Source organism: Caballeronia telluris, from assembly GCF_001544495.1.
Lineage (GTDB): Bacteria > Pseudomonadota > Gammaproteobacteria > Burkholderiales > Burkholderiaceae > Caballeronia > Caballeronia telluris.
Map to the genome: position 1 here is coordinate 202,422 of NZ_FCNZ02000006.1, position 12,429 is coordinate 214,850.

Annotated in this window: 12 protein-coding genes; 7 read left to right on the plus strand and 5 right to left on the minus strand. The window is 63.4% G+C overall.

Translation table 11 applies throughout. The features are described from left to right. The first annotated feature begins 2 nt into the window (after positions 1–2). The 3 genes from AWB66_RS32910 (at position 3) to rpoD (ending at position 4,783) form a co-directional block, all read left to right on the plus strand. Entirely contained in the window at positions 3–1,229 is a 1,227-nt protein-coding gene (locus AWB66_RS32910; RefSeq protein ID WP_125469704.1) for a replication protein O, read from the plus strand. 505 nt (positions 1,230–1,734) lie between these two features. Continuing rightward, positions 1,735–2,421 (plus strand): glutathione S-transferase family protein, encoded by a 687-nt coding sequence (locus AWB66_RS10180; RefSeq protein ID WP_087630167.1) that lies wholly within the window; start codon positions 1,735–1,737, stop codon positions 2,419–2,421. 349 nt (positions 2,422–2,770) lie between these two features. Then, positions 2,771–4,783, plus strand: coding sequence for an RNA polymerase sigma factor RpoD (gene rpoD / locus AWB66_RS10185; RefSeq protein WP_087630168.1), 2,013 nt, complete (start codon positions 2,771–2,773; stop codon positions 4,781–4,783). A 143-nt stretch (positions 4,784–4,926) separates the two neighbouring features. Here rpoD and AWB66_RS10190 read toward each other — a convergent pair whose 3' ends face one another. Further along, positions 4,927–5,283 carry a hypothetical protein gene (locus AWB66_RS10190; protein ID WP_235021071.1) on the minus strand — a complete coding sequence of 119 codons (357 nt, stop codon included), beginning with the start codon at positions 5,281–5,283 and terminating at the stop codon, positions 4,927–4,929. Between the two features lie 510 nt (positions 5,284–5,793). Between AWB66_RS10190 and AWB66_RS10195 the strand changes: the two genes are divergently transcribed. Continuing rightward, the gene (locus AWB66_RS10195; protein ID WP_087630169.1) at positions 5,794–6,534 is read left to right on the plus strand and encodes a hypothetical protein; all 741 of its coding nucleotides are present in this window, start codon (positions 5,794–5,796) and stop codon (positions 6,532–6,534) included. A 104-nt stretch (positions 6,535–6,638) separates the two neighbouring features. Here AWB66_RS10195 and AWB66_RS10200 read toward each other — a convergent pair whose 3' ends face one another. Continuing rightward, positions 6,639–7,343 carry a glutathione S-transferase N-terminal domain-containing protein gene (locus AWB66_RS10200; protein WP_087630170.1) on the minus strand — a complete coding sequence of 235 codons (705 nt, stop codon included), beginning with the start codon at positions 7,341–7,343 and terminating at the stop codon, positions 6,639–6,641. 213 nt (positions 7,344–7,556) lie between these two features. On the opposite strand from AWB66_RS10200, the gene phnC reads away from it, so the two are divergent. Genes phnC through phnE form a run of 3 tightly spaced genes read left to right on the plus strand, consistent with a single transcriptional unit; the run spans position 7,557 to position 10,270 of the window. Beyond that, positions 7,557–8,459 carry a phosphonate ABC transporter ATP-binding protein gene (gene phnC / locus AWB66_RS10205; RefSeq protein WP_087630171.1) on the plus strand — a complete coding sequence of 301 codons (903 nt, stop codon included), beginning with the start codon at positions 7,557–7,559 and terminating at the stop codon, positions 8,457–8,459. Between the two features lie 33 nt (positions 8,460–8,492). Beyond that, a complete protein-coding gene (phnD, locus tag AWB66_RS10210; protein WP_087630172.1) occupies positions 8,493–9,464 on the plus strand; it encodes a phosphonate ABC transporter substrate-binding protein in 972 nt (323 codons plus the stop codon). Then, a complete protein-coding gene (gene phnE / locus AWB66_RS10215) occupies positions 9,464–10,270 on the plus strand; it encodes a phosphonate ABC transporter, permease protein PhnE (protein ID WP_087630173.1) in 807 nt (268 codons plus the stop codon). Before phnD ends, phnE begins: the two co-directional genes overlap by 1 nt. Before the next feature lie 18 nt (positions 10,271–10,288). Here phnE and phnN read toward each other — a convergent pair whose 3' ends face one another. Genes phnN through phnF form a run of 3 tightly spaced genes read right to left on the minus strand, consistent with a single transcriptional unit; the run spans position 10,289 to position 12,341 of the window. Then, entirely contained in the window at positions 10,289–10,843 is a 555-nt protein-coding gene (gene phnN / locus AWB66_RS10220; RefSeq protein WP_087630174.1) for a phosphonate metabolism protein/1,5-bisphosphokinase (PRPP-forming) PhnN, read from the minus strand. After that, complete coding sequence (locus AWB66_RS10225) at positions 10,840–11,586, minus strand: DUF1045 domain-containing protein (RefSeq protein WP_087630175.1); 747 nt, start codon at positions 11,584–11,586, stop codon at positions 10,840–10,842. The genes phnN and AWB66_RS10225 overlap by 4 nt, the downstream gene beginning before the upstream one ends. Further along, the gene (gene phnF / locus AWB66_RS10230) at positions 11,583–12,341 is read right to left on the minus strand and encodes a phosphonate metabolism transcriptional regulator PhnF (RefSeq protein ID WP_087630176.1); all 759 of its coding nucleotides are present in this window, start codon (positions 12,339–12,341) and stop codon (positions 11,583–11,585) included. Before phnF ends, AWB66_RS10225 begins: the two co-directional genes overlap by 4 nt. Positions 12,342–12,429: the final 88 nt, after the last annotated feature.

Sequence of the window (12,429 nt, forward strand, 5' to 3'; positions counted from 1 at the left end):
ACATGCTTATCGCGCAACTTCCCGTTGCTGGCGAGGATGATGATCGTCTTCGCGCAACCAAATCGAACAATTCAAGCCAAGATCACGCGGCCCTCCAGGAGTACGCCTGCGATCGATCGAATCTCCCGTGGATCATTTTTCGCGCCGCTCACCGAGCGAATCACATCGCCGCGCTGCCCGCTCGTTCGCGATCGTTGCTCGCAGCCCTGGCACGTACCGTCGACGCAAACCGCCCGTTCGCAGCCATCTTCGCTCGCCGTGAGCTTCTCACCGGCCGCGCGCTGCAATCGATGCGCACGTTCTACCGCAGCCTCGACGACCTCGAATGCGAAGGCTTTATCGCCCGTCCGCCTCAGAAACGGCACGGCGACGCTGGCCTATTCGGGCGTGCGTATCTTCACCTCACCGAGAAGGCGGCGGCGCTCCTAGGGCTTGTCGAGGAACCGACAGCGCGTGCAGATCCACTGGCATCGACGTCGGCCGCTCAGGCCACTCGCGATTCGACGAGCCTTTCTTTGCGAGTGCCGTGTGCCAGCGTGGCAGACGGCGCTATATATAAAGATCTAAACCCTACTACTCAAAAGAGACAACCGGCGAGCCTTCCCGCGGACCTTCACCGCCTGTTGAGCCTGGGTTTTCATCAATTTTTGATTTTCAAGCTGATGCGTGAAGCGCGCCTGCAATCGAAACGGCTGTCCGATGTCGTCGAAGTCACCTGGGACCATCTGAAGCACGCTCAGCATCCGATCAGTTACCTCCGCGCCCTGCTGCGCTCACCGGTCGACTTCACCCATCACATTCGCGCGAAAGTGGCTGCACGTGTCGAAATCGAACGGGCCAACGCGAAAGCCGAGCGCATCCGAGCTGAGGTTCAGCACCATGCCGGCGGGATCTTCTTCGACAGTTCCAACGAAAGGCGCTTCGTGCTTTCCGAAGATGGAACCGAAATAACCGTCCATCACTGCCGCGAAATGAAGGCGCGCGTGCGGACCGGAAACTGGGCGGAAGAATTCGTCGCCGCGCTCGAAGGCGGCGTTCTTGAACCTGCGACATTTCAGCGCGAAACTGCCTTCACGTCCAAACTCGCGGCGACCGAGGAGGGCCAGTCGGTCAGGCGCCAGATGCCCAAGCCGGTTCGCACGGCTGCGATCGCCCAAAGTTTGAGCGATATGAAGCGTTTGCTGCAACACGCATGCGCCCGCCAACTATTGCCCGCGAGACTGACGTGAAGGAGCTTGTGATCGTCGAGACGCAGGCAACGTACGCGCTCCAAATCGACATTTGCCCAACGACACCGCAGTCGCGGCAACTCGCTTTAACGCGACGAGTCCTCTGCAAGTGGAGCAGCGCGAAGTACGAATTCACCTGGGTGATGAGGCGGGGCAATCTGCGGCGTCTCGGAGATTTCCAGACACGAGCCGGGGAAGAGACTACATTGGATGCCTTCGGGTCGAAACCCGACGCCAATCGGCGGGATCTAGTGTCGTCAATTACTACTAAGTTATGCGAAATAACAAATCCAAGACGACGGGCGGATAAGCACGGATTTCATAGGACTCAGACTGACTCGTTGATCCAATCGCTCCATCAGCTCTCCAAATTTCCAAGCCCGAAGCCAAGTTCCGCGATCCTTCCTCGAAGACTCCTTCGCGGTCCCCAAGCTAGGTGTATCAAACCATGCCATGATTAACTGCAAAAGCGCCCAACGCGCACGACCAACCTGAGAGTCCCCACATGATTCAGTTCTACTACCACCCGTCGCCGAATCCGGCGAAAGTCGCGCTGATGCTCGAGGAAACCGGCTTGCCGTACGAGCTCGTGCCCGTCGACACGCGTAAGGGCGAGCAGCATGCCGCCGCCTTCACAGCGATCAACCCGAACGCGAAGACCCCGGCACTTGTCGACGGCGAAGCGGTGGTTTTCGACAGCAACGCGATTCTGCTTTATCTCGCCGAGAAAACGGGTCGCTTTCTCCCGTCCAACGCCCCGGAGCAACGCGCGCAGATGTATTCCTGGCTGATGTTCGTCGCAACCGGGATCGGTCCCTATTCGGGCCAAGCCGTGCACTTCAAGCACTTCGCGCCTGCGCCGAAAGACTACGCAGTCAATCGATACGATTTCGAAGCATGGCGTCACTGGAACATACTTGATGCAAGGCTCGCGCGGCAGCCTTATATGCTCGGTGACGACTACACCATCGTCGATATGGCGGTGTGGGGTTGGGCCCGCGTCGTGCCGTTCGTTCTCGGCGCAGAAGCCTGGAACAAATTGCCGCACGTGAAGCGTCTGTTCGACGAAATCAATCTCCGTCCCGCGGCTGCGCGCGCCGAGACACTTCGTACGGCGCATCAGTTCAAGACTGAAATGGACGAGGCCGCCCGCCGCGTGTTGTTTCCGCAAAACGCGCGCCTTGATACGTGAGCCTTTTGAACTTGGGGGTCGGATCAAAACCGCGCGGTCAGTTCGTCCCACTCCGCTGAACCGGATTAACTTTTTACTTGCTGCGACGCAGCAAGTACCGCTATAATTAAAGGTTGCGCGTTTTTGCGTATGGTTTCAAACCGGCTCGCCCGATTTCGCGGGCCGCGTTCTTTGCTCGTTGCGATCCTGGAAGTCGAGGGGCGCCTCGCCGCGCCGTGATGTCGGCGCAAGAGGCGAGACGCCTGTAGCAGTTGCCCGCGCCAGCGCGCAGGGCGGTTGCGAGAGGCGGCGCCCAGCCCCCACAGCCGATGGTCTCGTCATCGCCGAGCAAACCTGTCGAGGAGAAAGTATGGCAAGTTTTGATCGGGAAGATTCAGGGCTGGAAGTCGTCGTGTCCGCGCGGAAAACACCGGCCCGGCGCGCTTCGAAAGGGAAGGCCGCGGCCGCCCTTCCGGTGCTGGACGCAGCGTCCACCGCACTGCAGGACGAAGAGCGGCAGCGTCAGATGCGCGCGCTCATTCAATTGGGGAAAGAGCGCGGCTACCTGACGCACGCGGAAATCAACGATCACTTGCCCGACAACTTCGCGCAGACGGCCGCGATCGAAACCATTGTCAGCACGTTCAATGACATGGGCGTGGCAGTCTACGAGCAGGCACCGGACGCCGAAACGCTGCTCCTGAACGATGCCGCGCCGGCCGCCGTGTCGGACGATCAGGCAGACGAGGAAGCCGAAGTCGCGCTGTCGACGGTCGACTCCGAATTCGGTCGCACGACCGACCCTGTGCGCATGTACATGCGCGAAATGGGCGCAACCGAACTCCTGACGCGCGCAGGCGAAATCGCGATCGCGAAGCGTATCGAAGACGGCCTGCATGAAATGATTCAGGCGATCGCCGCGTGCCCGTCGACCGTTGCGACGCTGCTCGCCAACGCAGCACAGGTCGAATCGGGCGAAGTGCGCATCGACGAACTCGTCGACGGGCTGAACGAGCAGGGTGACGAAGAAGAACTGTCGGCAGCCGATTCGACGCCGAGCGCCGAGATCGACGCCGATGCGTCCGACAGCGACGACTCCGACAGCGACAGCGACGACAGCGACCTCGAAGGCGCCGATTCGGGCAAGGCAAACGAAGCGCGCCTGAAGCAACTGACGAGCGACAGCCTCGCGATCTTCGCGCGCGTTCGCGAACTCTTTGAGCAAATGTCGGGAGCAAGCGCCACGCCGGAGAAGGGCGCCGCCGCGTTCGCCCGCGTGCGCGAAGAGATTCAGCGCGAACTCGCGCCGATTCGCTTCACCGCGCGCACGATCGACCGCCTGTGCGCCGACGTGCAGCAGCAAGTCGCGCAAGTGCGCGCCGTCGAGCGTCGCATTCTGCAGATCGCCGTGGACCGTTGCGGCATGCCGCGCGAGAAATTCGTCGAATCGTTCCCGGGTCACGAGACCGATCTGAACTGGACCACGAAAGCGGCGTCGGCGACGGGCTCGCGCGAGTACGGCGCGTCGCTCGAGCGCAGCCTGCCCGCGATCCAGGCGGAACAGCAAAAGCTGATCGACATCGAGGCGAGCGTCTCGCTGCCGCTCCAGCAACTGAAGAAGATCAACCGTCAGATGACGGCCGCCGAAGCGAAGATGCGTCAGGCGAAGCGCGAAATGATCGAGGCGAACCTGCGTCTCGTGATTTCGATCGCGAAGAAGTACGTGAACCGCGGCATGCAGTTCCTCGACCTGATTCAGGAAGGCAACATCGGTCTGATGAAGGCCGTCGACAAGTTCGAATATCGGCGCGGCTGGAAGTTTTCGACCTACGCGACGTGGTGGGTTCGTCAGGCGGTCACGCGTTCGCTCGCCGATCAGGCGCGCACGATCCGCGTGCCCGTGCACATGATCGAGACGATCAACAAGCTCAACCGCATCTCGCGCGAAATCCTGCAGCAGACCGGGCAGGAAGCGCATCCGGCCGTGCTCGCCGAGCGCATGGAAATGCCGGAAGAGAAGATCCGCGGCATCCTGAAGATCGCGAAGCAGCCGGTTTCGCTCGAAACGCCGGTCGGCGAAGATGCGGACGCCACGCTCGGCGACATGATCGAGGATTCGAGCGCGGCATCGCCGGCAGATGCCGCCGTGCACGCGAACATGCGCGCCGCTATCGACGACGCGCTCAACGCGCTGTCGCCGCGCGAGGCGAAAGTGCTGCGCATGCGTTTCGGCATCGACACGGCGTCGGACTACACGCTCGAAGAACTCGGCAAGCAATTCGACGTGACGCGCGAGCGTATCCGCCAGATCGAAAGCAAGGCGATGCGCAAGCTCATGCACCCGAGCCGCGCCGACAAACTGCGTCCCTTCCTCGATCGTTGAACAACGCTGGCGCGCAGGACGCGGCGCCAGTGTCAGCAGTCTCCCGCTCGTGAGCCGACCCGGCGCTCACGAGCGTTTCTCCCTCGACTCAAATCCCGTTTTCGTCGCGCGCTAAAAAGCGCGCGGTGGATCGGCACGTCCTGTCATTCCAGCATTTTGCGGTCGACGTTGCTCGACACGGTCGGCGTCGAGCACGACTCGAGCGCCGTGATCGCCTTTTTCGCGAGCGCCATGGTTTCGTCGCAAGCGGGACGGTCGCGGAAGATCGCGCATCCGCCGCCCGCGTTCACCTTCGACAACGCGCGCCGTACGCGATCGAGCGCGGCGTTCGCCGATCCGGCGTCGGCAATGAGCGCTGAGATATTGAACGCGCTTCCGGACGCCGTCTCTACCCAGTTCGGGCACGCGGCTTCCGCCTGAGCCAACCCGGAGAACGCGAGCGCGAAGAGGCCGGCGAACCAGAACCAGTGATGCCGCGAATCAGCGGAAAAGGGTTTCATGATGATCCCCGCGACAAGAGTGCGGTGTCGCCTGCGGATAGTGTTCGCGCGGGCGGGCCGCGAAGGCAGCCAAACTGGCTATGTACTAGCAAACCGCGTGACCGCACGCGACATGAACGCACATACGGCCGGCGATCATCCGTGGATGTTGTCCACAGTTCCTGTGCCTAAGCTTGTGGATATCCTGCCTGAGATTCCGCCAAAGCACTGATGCGAAAGAAGTTTCGCCGCACGAACGATCGGTTGGCAGCAACGCGAATACGCGTGTTGGAACGAAGGGATTCGATACAAGCTGCATCAACGCAACCCACAGTAGCGATTCAAAAAAAGCGACGCAAGCGCGTGCGCTCCATCCGTAGGCATGCGTTGTGGGGGATGCCATCGCGGAATCGAAGTGGGATAACTCCGGTTGGACGCATGCAAATTCAATCGACCTACGCTGCGTCCGACCGACACACTCTTCCGACGAATCCGGCAACCGAGACCGAAGTGTCCCCAACAGGAGGCAACATGGCGAACATCAAGATTTCAATCATCAACGCGAGCACGGTGCTGACCGATTCCGAGGTCAAGGCCGCGCTTCCGGCCTTGCAAAAACAGGTGCACGAACACTTCGCACCGGCCTGGGGTATCGATGCCGACCTGAGCTTCGTGCGCAGGAAAGGCAAGCCGGCGCCGCGTAGTTGGTGGCTCAGCATTCTCGACAATTCGGATCAGGCGGGCGCGCTCGGTTATCACGATGTGACGAACGAAGGCCTGCCGCTCGGCAAGGTCTTCGCAAAGACCGATCAGCAGTTCGGCAACAAGTGGACCGTCACTGCGAGCCACGAATTGCTGGAAATGCTCGCGGACCCCGAGATCAACCTGACCGTATTCGTGCAGCCGAGCGCGACGCAAGGCGTGCTCTACGCGTACGAAGTCTGCGACGCCTGCGAGGCCGACACGCTCGGCTACGACATCGATGGCGTGACCGTGTCGGATTTCGTGTTTCCGTCGTGGTTCGAGCCGTCGCGGCCCGCGGGCACGCGCTTCGACTATGGCAAGCATTTGAAGAAGCCGGTGCCCGCGCTCGCGCCGGGCGGCTACATCAGCGCGTTCGACGTGACGTCCGGCGGCGGCTGGAATCAGATCAACGCACAGAAGACACCGGCGACTTATCAGATGCGCGCGAAAGTCGGCACGCGGCGCGAGCGTCGCAGGACGCCGCGCGACCAGTGGCTCAAGAGCCGGACGGCATTCAAGGAAGCGTGAAATTCACACGCCTGGCGCGGGTTTCGAAAACGTGGCGCAGCGTCGCATCCCGACAGTGAACTCTGTCACCATGACAACAAGATTCAACGCATCGCGCGACGCGCTCAGTTGCGTTTCGGAATATCGAGCGCCCGCACGACGGCCGGTCGCGCGAGAAACGCGTCGAGCACGCGCGTGACGTTCGGAAACCTCGCGATGCCGACCAGTTCGCCCGCCTCATAGAAGCCGCCGAGATTGCGCACCCACGGAAAGACGGCCATGTCGGCGATCGTGTAGTCGTCGCCCATGATCCATTCGCGGCCGACGAGGCGCTGCTCGAGCACATTGAGCAGCCGCTTCGATTCCGCGACGTAGCGGTCGCGCGGGCGCTTGTCCTCGTATTCCTTGCCGGCGAATTTGTGGAAGAAGCCGACCTGCCCGAACATCGGGCCGATGCCGCCCATCTGGAACATCAGCCACTGGATGGTCTCGTAGCGGCGCGCGACGTCTTGCGGCATGAACTGGCCGGTCTTGTCGGCGAGATAGATCAGGATCGCGCCCGATTCGAAGAGCGCGAGCGGCTTGCCGTCGGGGCCATCGGGATCGAGGATCGCCGGAATCTTGTTGTTCGGGCTCACCGACAAAAACTCGGGCGTCATCTGATCGTTCGCATCGAAGCGCACCAGATGCGGCTCGTAGGGCAGACCGGTTTCTTCGAGCATCGCCGACACCTTGACGCCGTTCGGCGTCGGCAGCGAATAGAGCTGGAGCACCTTGGGTTGCAGGGCAGGCCACTTCTTCGTGACGAGAAAGTCGGAAAGATCGTTCATCGGGTCCTCGGGCTATGAAGGGTGTGCGGCAAGCCGTGCGTGCCGCAAGGTCGTCCAATATAAACACTCCCGCAGCGCTTGTCTTTTCGCGCGCCGTCCGTGCCCGACACATGTATTCATCTAGACGTCTTGCCAGCGTCACCGGCACGTCATCTTGCATTCCTAGAATCTCCCGAACGTATCAACGCGCTTAGACGCCATTTCGAGGAAATCATGGATGCAATTCGCATCGAGCGTCTCTCGAAGACGTTCGGCAACGGCCGCAAGGCACTCGACGCCATCGACCTGAAAGTGGGCGTGGGCGAAATGGTCGCGCTGATCGGCGCATCGGGCTCGGGCAAGTCGACGCTGCTGCGCCATATCGCGGGCTTCACCGCGCCCGACCTGGAGCCGTCGCACATCACGCTGCTCGGGCGGCCGATCCAGCAGAACGGCCGGATCGTGCGCGAAGTGCGACGCATCCGGCGCGACGTCGCGTTCGTGTTCCAGCAGTTCAATCTCGTCGGGCGGCTCAGCGTGCGCACCAACGTGCTGATCGGCGCGCTCTCGCGCGTGTCGCTGTGGCGGCGTCTCGCCGGGCGCTTTCCCGCGGTCGAACGCGAACTCGCGATGCAGTCGCTCACGGCGATGGGGATCGGCGAGCACGCGAACGAGCGCGCGAGCACGCTATCCGGCGGCCAGCAGCAACGCGCCGCGCTGGCGCGGGCGCTCGTGCAGCGCGCGCGCATCGTGCTTGCCGACGAGCCGATCGCGTCGCTCGATCCCGAGTCGTCGCGTCGCGTGATGGACCTGCTGCGCTCGCTCAATGAAGAGCACGGGTTGACCGTCGTCGTGTCGCTGCATCAGGTCGATGTCGCGATGAAGTATTGCGCGCGTACGGTTGCGTTGCGCGACGGCCGTGTCGTCTTCGACGGCCCCACCGAGCACCTGACGCCCGCCGTCTTGCGCGATCTGTACGGCGCGGCGGCAGACGAACTGCTGACCGATGCTGAAGCCGCCGAGCGCGACGCCGCGTGGGAAAACGCGCGCCGCGCGGAGCGCGTTCCATCGCGCAGCAATGAAGCGTCCGCGCATTCCGCCGCGTTCGCTTCGGCGGCCTCGGCCGCCAGTTCCTGATTCGATTTCCGCCTTCTCACAGGACCTCATCCCATGAAAACGTTCCGCCATTTCCTCGCCGGCGCGGCGCTCGCCGCGTCGTTCGTCTCGCATGCTGCCTTTGCCGAGACGCTCAACTTCGGCATCATCTCGACGGATTCCTCGTCGGCGCTCAAGCAACGCTGGCAACCGCTCATCGACGATCTCAACAAGCAGACCGGACTCGACGTCAAGGCGTTCTTCGCGACCGACTACGCGGGCATCATCGAAGCGATGCGCTTCAACAAGGTACAGATCGGCTTCTTCGGCAACGCGTCGGCGATCGAAGCCGTAGATCGTTCGGATGGCGAAGTATTTGCCAAAGTGAAGTACAAGAGCGGCGAGGCCGGCTACTACTCGCTTCTGATCACAAACGTGAACAGCAAGTGGAAGAGCGTCGATCAGGTGCTGAAGAACAGCCGCGACATCAATCTCGGTTTCGGCGATCCGAACTCGACGTCCGGCACGCTCGTCCCGTCGTACTACCTGCTGGCGAAGAACGGGTTGTCCGCGAAGACATCGTTCAAGAGCGTGCTGCCGTCGAGCCATGAAGCGAACATGCTCGCGGTGGTGAACGACAGGATCGACGTCGCGACCAACAACACCGACATGCTGGCTACGCTCAAGGCGCAGCACCTGGACCGGTACAAGGAAGTGCGCGTGTTGTGGAAGTCGCCGCTGATTCCTTCGGACCCGCTCGTGTGGCGTCGCGACCTGCCGCAGGCGACCAAGGACAAGTTGCGTAGCTTCTTCGATCATTACGCCGAGAAGGACCCGCGCGAGCAGGCGATCATGCATGCGATCTCAGGCTATTCGGGCTTCGCCGACTCGTCGGATGCACAGCTCGTGCCGATTCGTCAGATGGCGCTGTTCCAGAAGAAGGAGCAAGTGCAGAACGACGCGCGCATGTCCGACGCCGATAAAAAGGCGCAACTCGCGGCGCTCGACCGGAAGCTCTCCGAACTCGACACCGTGGCGGCCAAGTGATGAATTCCGTCGAAGCATCCCGGCTCGGGAATCCGTCAGCGGCTGGCGCCGCCAAGCGAAGCTGGGCGTCGATGCTCGGCTGGATCGCGCTCTTCGCGGTGCTCGGCCTGTCGTGGCAAAGCGCCGACATGCGCCCGCTCGATCTGCTGCGCGATCCCGGCAACATGGTGCGCTTCGGCCGCGACTTCTTCCCGCCCGACTTCACCGAATGGCGCGTCTACCTGCACGAGATGATCGTGACGCTCGCGGTCGCCATCTGGGGCACGGCGCTTGCGCTCGTGTGCGCCGTGCCGTGCGGGCTGCTTTCGGCGCAGAACATCGCGCCCGTGTGGATCGCGCAGCCGGTGCGCCGCATGATGGACGCGTGCCGCGCGATCAACGAGATGGTGTTCGCGATGCTCTTCATCGTCGCGGTCGGGCTCGGGCCGTTCGCCGGCGTGCTTGCGCTGTGGGTCCACACGACCGGCGTGCTCGCGAAGCTCTTTGCCGAAGCGGTCGAAGCCATCGACGCCCGGCCCGCTGAAGGCGTGCGCGCGACCGGCGCGAGCAGTCTCGATGAGATCGTCTACGGCGTGCTGCCGCAGGTCATGCCGCTGTGGATTTCGTTCGCGCTGTATCGCTTCGAATCGAACGTGCGCTCGGCGATGGTGGTGGGCATGGTCGGCGCGGGCGGCATCGGCGTGGTGCTGTACGAGGCGATCCGCTCGTTCAACTACGCGCAGACCGCGGCCGTGATGCTGATGGTGATCGTCATCGTCTCGCTGATCGATCTGGGCTCCGCATGGGTGCGAGAGCGCGTCATCTGACGCGGCGCGCGGCGGCGGTCATTGCGCTGCGCCGATCGTCTCCAGCAGCCGGCGACCCGCGTCGGCGAGCAGGCCCGAGTTGTCGATCGTGATGAAATGCGCTTCGTCGGGCAGCACGAGGGAAGGGCGCCTCGCGAGCCGCGCCTCGATCTGGCGCGCGTCTTCGCGTCCGCGCCGGGCGAGCCGCGCGGCAAGCACGGAGGGACTCGCGTCGATCTGCACGAACTGCGCGCCGGGATAACGCGCGAGCGCCGTGTGGGCATGCTGACGCGAGCCGTTCACGACCACCGGCATGCCGCGTTCGAGCCACAGGTCGATTTCGACGCCCACGCCGTAGTGCAACCCGTGGCTTTCCCAATGCAACGCGAACAGCCCGCGCGCGAGGCGCGTAGCGAATTCGTCGTGCGTGAGGGCGATGTGATTTTCGCCATCCGACACCGGGCGCGTGATGTATCGATGCGAGAACATCACGCGTGCGCCGATGCGCTCGCGTGCGAAGCCGAGCAGCGAGTCCTTGCCCGCGCCCGACGGGCCCATCACGTAAATCAACCGCGCGCCGTTTGCTTGGCTCATGCCGGGTCCTGTGAAGTGTCGAAGGGAAGGCGCTGCCACAGCATGAAGGGCGCGCCCGGTTGCGGTTCCGCGAAGAGCGCCGCGCCGTGCAGCGGCAGCGCGCCGAGCGTTTCGACGCGCGCCGTCCAGTGCGACGCGATGGCTTGCCGCGCGCTGGCGTCATCGAGCGAATCGGAGAGCGTCATGTGAAAGCGATATTCGTCGAGCACGAACGGGTAGCCCCATTCGCGCAGCATGGCGATCTGCTGCGCGCTCATGCCTTCGACGATACGGCGCTCGCGCTCGGCCTCGGACGGCATCGCGCGTAACGCGCTCAGCGCGTGAAGCGCGCTGGCGGCGATGTCGCGCACGGCCTGGTCGTCGTGCGTGGCCGAAGGACGCAGCGCGACGAAGCGGCCCATTTCGGCAGGCGCGACCGCCATCGAAAATGGCTTGATGCGGCTCGCCCATTCGCGGGCGGCCGCGAGCACGTCGAGCGGCGTCGCGCCTTCCGCGCACCGGAAGGGCGCGACGAGCGTCGCGTGCCAGCCGTAGCGACGCGGTGCGCGGGTCAGGCCGCGCACGTCGAGGCCGAGCGCCGCGAGTTCGGGCGGCGCCGGCGGATGAAAAACGCGCGCGTTCTCCGGATCGCGCCCGAGCCATTCGCAGCCCGCGTGCCACCAGGGCGAGTTCGCAGGCGGCGCGTAGTAGAGCGCGATGCGCGCGTTCGGACCCACGACGGCGAGCCGGGCGACTTCGCTCATGCGTCGTGCTCGACCATCAGTTGCACGCGATCGGCGGCGAAATGCGTGATGCCGTATTTGATCGGCACGCCGGTTTCGTCGACGTCCACGTTCTCGACCCACATCACCGGCTGCTGGCGATTGATCTGCAAACGCCGCGCGACCTCCGACGAAGGCAGCACGCTGCCGATGCGGCTCCATTTGCGCGTGTAGTCGACGACGCCGTATTCCGCCAGCGCCGCCGTGATGCCGCCTGCGGATTCGATCGTCGCGGGCAGATCGGCGAAGCGCGCGGCCGGATACCAGTTGCGCGCATAGGTGATCGGCACGCCGTCGGAATCATGGCGCGACTCGATCTGATAGACGAGTGCGCCCGTGCGGATGCTGAGCGCCTTGGCGACCGTCGGATCAGCCTTGGTTTTGTCGGCGGATAGAACGACGCCCGCGCTCGTGTGATGCTGCTGTTGCAGGTTTTCGGTGAAACGCGTGCGCTTGCCGATCCGGTAGTCGATCGCACCGGGCTGCACGAACGTGCCACGCCCCTGCTCGACGCTGACGAGGCCCGTCGCCGCGAGCCGCAGCATCGCGCGGCGAACGGTATGACGGTTCACGTCGAAACGCCGCGCGAGTTCCGCCTCGCTCGGCAGGCGGCCTTCGTCGCCGAAGCCGTGTGCCGCGATTTCCGCCGAGAGTATCTGCTCGATCTGGCGCCAGACGGCGACGCCCGCGCCGCGCTCGACCGCTGTCCCTGGCGCCGCGTTTTCGTTGGATGTCATGTGGGTGTCATTCCTCTCGGTTTGAATAGCGTCTTGCACATTGTAGTGCGCCACCCGTGATGAAAATATGAAACTGGCGCATGTCGGG

Excerpts from the sequence above, each read along its gene's own strand:
- rpoD (WP_087630168.1), top strand. The coding sequence starts at position 2,771 with ATGGCAAGTTTTGATCGGGAAGATTCAGGGCTGGAAGTCGTCGTGTCC.
- AWB66_RS10225 (WP_087630175.1), bottom strand. The coding sequence starts at position 11,586 with ATGAGCGAAGTCGCCCGGCTCGCCGTCGTGGGTCCGAACGCGCGCATC.
- phnD (WP_087630172.1), top strand. The coding sequence starts at position 8,493 with ATGAAAACGTTCCGCCATTTCCTCGCCGGCGCGGCGCTCGCCGCGTCG.
- phnC (WP_087630171.1), top strand. The coding sequence starts at position 7,557 with ATGGATGCAATTCGCATCGAGCGTCTCTCGAAGACGTTCGGCAACGGC.
- phnE (WP_087630173.1), top strand. The coding sequence starts at position 9,464 with ATGAATTCCGTCGAAGCATCCCGGCTCGGGAATCCGTCAGCGGCTGGC.
- AWB66_RS10200 (WP_087630170.1), bottom strand. The coding sequence starts at position 7,343 with ATGAACGATCTTTCCGACTTTCTCGTCACGAAGAAGTGGCCTGCCCTG.
- AWB66_RS10190 (WP_235021071.1), bottom strand. The coding sequence starts at position 5,283 with ATGAAACCCTTTTCCGCTGATTCGCGGCATCACTGGTTCTGGTTCGCC.
- phnN (WP_087630174.1), bottom strand. The coding sequence starts at position 10,843 with ATGAGCCAAGCAAACGGCGCGCGGTTGATTTACGTGATGGGCCCGTCG.
- AWB66_RS10180 (WP_087630167.1), top strand. The coding sequence starts at position 1,735 with ATGATTCAGTTCTACTACCACCCGTCGCCGAATCCGGCGAAAGTCGCG.
- AWB66_RS32910 (WP_125469704.1), top strand. The coding sequence starts at position 3 with ATGCTTATCGCGCAACTTCCCGTTGCTGGCGAGGATGATGATCGTCTT.
- phnF (WP_087630176.1), bottom strand. The coding sequence starts at position 12,341 with ATGACATCCAACGAAAACGCGGCGCCAGGGACAGCGGTCGAGCGCGGC.
- AWB66_RS10195 (WP_087630169.1), top strand. The coding sequence starts at position 5,794 with ATGGCGAACATCAAGATTTCAATCATCAACGCGAGCACGGTGCTGACC.